This is a genomic window from Geminisphaera colitermitum TAV2 (assembly GCF_000171235.2).
GTDB lineage: Bacteria > Verrucomicrobiota > Verrucomicrobiia > Opitutales > Opitutaceae > Geminisphaera > Geminisphaera colitermitum.
Genome location: NZ_ABEA03000018.1, coordinates 1 through 640 on the forward strand (window position 1 = coordinate 1; position 640 = coordinate 640).

The window sequence follows — 640 nt, forward strand, 5'->3', positions numbered from 1 at the left end:
TTTTTCAGGCATGACACGATGGCGTCGGCTTGGGCGGCGGGGTCTTCGCAGAGATGGACGTGTTGTTCGAAGTTGGCGAGGTCGAGGGGGCGGTGTGTCCAGGCGTCGGAGCGGGGGCGGCCCCATTCGTCGAAGAGGGCGGCGCATTCGTCGGGGTTGTCGGGGCCGTGGATGAGGGTGTGGATTTCGACGCGGGTGGAGGCGGCGAGGCGGGCAAGGGCGTCGATGACGAGCGGCAGCGGATCGGGTGTGGCGATGAGAACGATGCGGCGGATGCCATCGGGCAGGGCAGGGGAGCGGGCGGCGGCGATTTTGGCGGCCTGCGGGTCGCTGAGGCGGCGGGTGGCAAGGGCGGCGGCGTGGCGGGTTTCGAGGCGGGCGAGTTGTTGCCAGCGGAGGAGTTCGGGGAAGTCGTCTCCGGCGCGGGCGGGGACGTCGGCCATGCGCAGACCGGTCTCGGCGAGGGTGGATTGGAGGGATTGAAACTGGCGGGCGAGGCGGGAGGCCCAGACGAAGTTGCGAGCGGGGGGATCGAACGGGGAATACGGCGCGGTAATCGTCGAGGTGGGTCGTGCCCTTGGTAAAAACTTCGATCCAGGCGAGGAGGGATTCGAGTTGCGTGGCGACGGCAGCAGCAGGC

The 640-nt window shown here is 68.8% G+C and carries 1 pseudogene; it reads right to left on the reverse strand.

The annotated features are described in order from the left end of the window. Positions 1-640: pseudogene (locus tag OBACDRAFT_RS02735) on the reverse strand (PD-(D/E)XK nuclease family protein); the annotation flags it as partial.